Raw genomic sequence first — 2,774 nt, 5'->3', positions numbered from 1 at the left:
GAGTGCCAACAGCCTTTTTAGCACTCGGGTGGGTCGAGTGCAAGGTCGGTGGGGCCTGGTTCGCGTCCCGCGAATTGCGCTGGAACCAGGTCTTTACCGTCGCTACGGTTGTCCGATGACATCCTCAGAGCGTCCGTTCCGGTTCGGCGTCAACCTGGTCACAGTCGGCGACCGCGAGACCTGGCTCGACGGTGCCCGGCGAGTCGAGGAGCTCGGCTACGACATCCTCCTGGTGCCCGACCACCTGGGGTTGCCGAGTCCTTTCCCTGCGCTGGTGGCCGCGGCAGGCGTCACCGACCACCTTCGACTGGGCACCTGCGTGCTGAACGCCGGCTTCTACAACCCGACCATCCTGGCGCGCGACGTCGCCACCGCGGACGTCTCCACCGGCGGCCGAATCGAGCTTGGACTCGGCACCGGATATGTCCGGGGCGAGTTCGAGAAGGCCGGGTTGCCGTTCGAGTCGGCGGGCACGCGCGTCGCGCACCTGCGCACCACCGTCGAGACCGTCTACGACCTCCTCGACGACGAGTCGTACGCGCCGCGACCCACCCAGCCGCACGTCCCGCTGTTCCTCGCCGGCAACGGCGACAAGATGCTCCGCCTCGCCGCCGAGCGCGCCGACATCGTCGGGTTCACCGGGGCGAGCACCGACCGCGACGGGACGATGTCGCTGAACTCGGCTACCGACCTCGAGGAACGTGTCCGGTTCGCGCGCGACGCAGCGGGTGCCCGGGCCGACGACATCGAGTGGAACCTGCTGGCTCAGGCTGTCGCGGTCACCGAGGATCGTGAACGACGCACCGCGGAACTACACGCCGAGTACGCGCCAGGCCTGTCGATCGCCGAGTTCGCCGCGCTGCCGACGGTGCTCGTCGGTACCGCGGCCGAGATCGCCGACAAGCTGGTCGATGTCCGAACACGCACGGGAATCAGCAACATCACCGTGCTCGAGAGCGCGCGCGACGATTTCGCCGCGGTCATCGACATCCTGCGTCGATAAACCATGCGCCAACGGACCGGCATCGCCCCTGGAGCGACGGCGGCCCGCAGCGGCACGAATCGTCGACGCCGCGAGTTGTCCACAACCTGCGCTGTTAGGTCTTCTCACGTGGACGGCACGCACCGAGACTGCGGTGATGACGTCCCTCGAGCAGCTCGTAATGCGCTCCGCTGGTGTTGTGACGCGTCGACAGCTCGACGAGATCGGCGTCGGTGAGACCGTCATCCGCGCCCTGCTTCGGCACGGAACCCTGCGCAGGCTGCGTAACGGTTGGTACGCGACGCCCGTCGCCGACCCCCGTGTGGTCCGGGCAGTGGCGGCGGGAGGAGTGCTGACCTGCCTCGATGCGCTGCGTCGCCACGGGGTGTGGATTCCAGAGCATCCGCAGGGACTGCACCTGCGGCCGCCTGCCCGCGGGGCACGTGTCTCCGTGGCTCGGGCATGCCGGGTGTACGGCGACGTTCACCGTGCCGCGTCCGCGATCGACGACGTGGCGACGGCGTTGCGGTATGCCGCACGGTGCCTCGACCACGAGGGGTTCGTGGTGGTCTGCGATTCGGCTCTCAACTCCGGTCTTGTCACCTCCGACGAGTTGCACACGTCGCTGATCGCGGCTCCACAGCACATTCGCAACCTGATCGACCGGTGCGACGGCAACGCGCAATCGGGCACCGAGACCATGGTGCGGTTGCGACTTCGATCGAAGAACATCGCGGTCACGACCCAGCACCATGTGCCCTCGGTGGGTCATGTCGACCTCCTGGTCGGCGATCGGCTCGTCATCGAAGTCGACAGCGTGGCCCACCACACCGGTGTCGACCGTTACGAATCCGACCGCACACGGGATCGGCTGCTGGCTCAACTCGGATACCTCCCGCTGCGGTTCACCTACCGCCAGGTCGTCCACGACTGGGCGAGCTGCGAGGACGCGGTCATCGACCTCGTTCGACGTCGGGCACATCACCGTAGCCGTCGCGATCGTCGATGAATCGTGCACCTGCGGAACAGCAGGCCTCACTCGTCGATGCCTACGCGCACAGGCACGAATCGTCGACGCGACCTGGACTACCGTCGGCGCATGCGCACCGTCCAGATCCTGGCCTTCGACGACATGGAGGTCCTCGACTACGCGGGCCCATATGAGGTGTTCACCGTCGCCGGCGAGCTGACCTCCCCGAGCGCGTTCACGGTGGCGTCGGTCGGCGTCTCGGACCGTCCGGTCGGCCGAGGTGGGTTCACGGTCCTCCCCGACCACTCCCTGGACGACGCCCCGCCTGCCGACGTGCTGATCATCCCCGGCGGAAAAGGGTCCCGAGCGCTGCTCGCCGACGAACGACTTCTCGACTGGGTCCGTGACCGCGCCGGTCGTACCGAGCTGTTGCTGACCGTCTGTACCGGCGCACTTCCGGTCGCTTCCACAGGACTGTTCGACGGGCTCGAGGTCACCACCCATCACACGGCATTCGACCTGCTGGCGGATATCGCACCGTCGGCGACGGTGCTGCGCGGACCGCGGTTCGTGCGGTCGTCCGACGCGATCCGCACCTCGGCCGGGGTGTCGGCGGGCGTCGACCTGGCGCTCGACGTCGTACGCGAGCTGGCGGGGCCGGAAACGCACGCCGCGGTGGTCGAGGAGATGGAGTGGATGTGGGGCACCGGATAGTCCGCCGCTGACCCTCACCGAGACCCCATCGGAGAAGATCTCGACGGCGCAGCCCGTCGAGGGTTGTATTCAGTGTGATTCTCACGGCCGATCCGGGAATCCCGGGAC

At 67.7% G+C, this 2,774-nt stretch carries 3 protein-coding genes; all 3 read left to right on the top strand.

What is annotated here, in order from left to right; translation table 11 throughout:
• The first annotated feature begins 115 nt into the window (after nt 1-115).
• The 3 genes from JHC79_RS23275 (at nt 116) to JHC79_RS23265 (ending at nt 2,666) form a co-directional block, all read left to right on the top strand.
• Nucleotides 116-1,003 carry a TIGR03621 family F420-dependent LLM class oxidoreductase gene (locus tag JHC79_RS23275; protein WP_296395396.1) on the top strand — a complete coding sequence of 296 codons (888 nt, stop codon included), beginning with the start codon at nt 116-118 and terminating at the stop codon, nt 1,001-1,003.
• Between the two features lie 136 nt (nt 1,004-1,139).
• Entirely contained in the window at nt 1,140-1,991 is an 852-nt protein-coding gene (locus tag JHC79_RS23270; RefSeq protein ID WP_366783270.1) for a type IV toxin-antitoxin system AbiEi family antitoxin domain-containing protein, read from the top strand.
• Between the two features lie 90 nt (nt 1,992-2,081).
• The gene (locus JHC79_RS23265; RefSeq protein WP_296395392.1) at nt 2,082-2,666 is read left to right on the top strand and encodes a DJ-1/PfpI family protein; all 585 of its coding nucleotides are present in this window, start codon (nt 2,082-2,084) and stop codon (nt 2,664-2,666) included.
• Nucleotides 2,667-2,774 lie beyond the last annotated feature (108 nt).

Origin of the sequence: Williamsia sp. (assembly GCF_016462415.1) — a bacterium.
Classification (GTDB): Bacteria; Actinomycetota; Actinomycetes; order Mycobacteriales; family Mycobacteriaceae; genus Williamsia_A.
This window is presented reverse-complemented; position numbering and strand designations above follow the sequence as displayed.

Excerpts from the sequence above, each read along its gene's own strand:
- JHC79_RS23275 (WP_296395396.1), top strand. The coding sequence starts at position 116 with ATGACATCCTCAGAGCGTCCGTTCCGGTTCGGCGTCAACCTGGTCACA.
- JHC79_RS23270 (WP_366783270.1), top strand. The coding sequence starts at position 1,140 with ATGACGTCCCTCGAGCAGCTCGTAATGCGCTCCGCTGGTGTTGTGACG.
- JHC79_RS23265 (WP_296395392.1), top strand. The coding sequence starts at position 2,082 with ATGCGCACCGTCCAGATCCTGGCCTTCGACGACATGGAGGTCCTCGAC.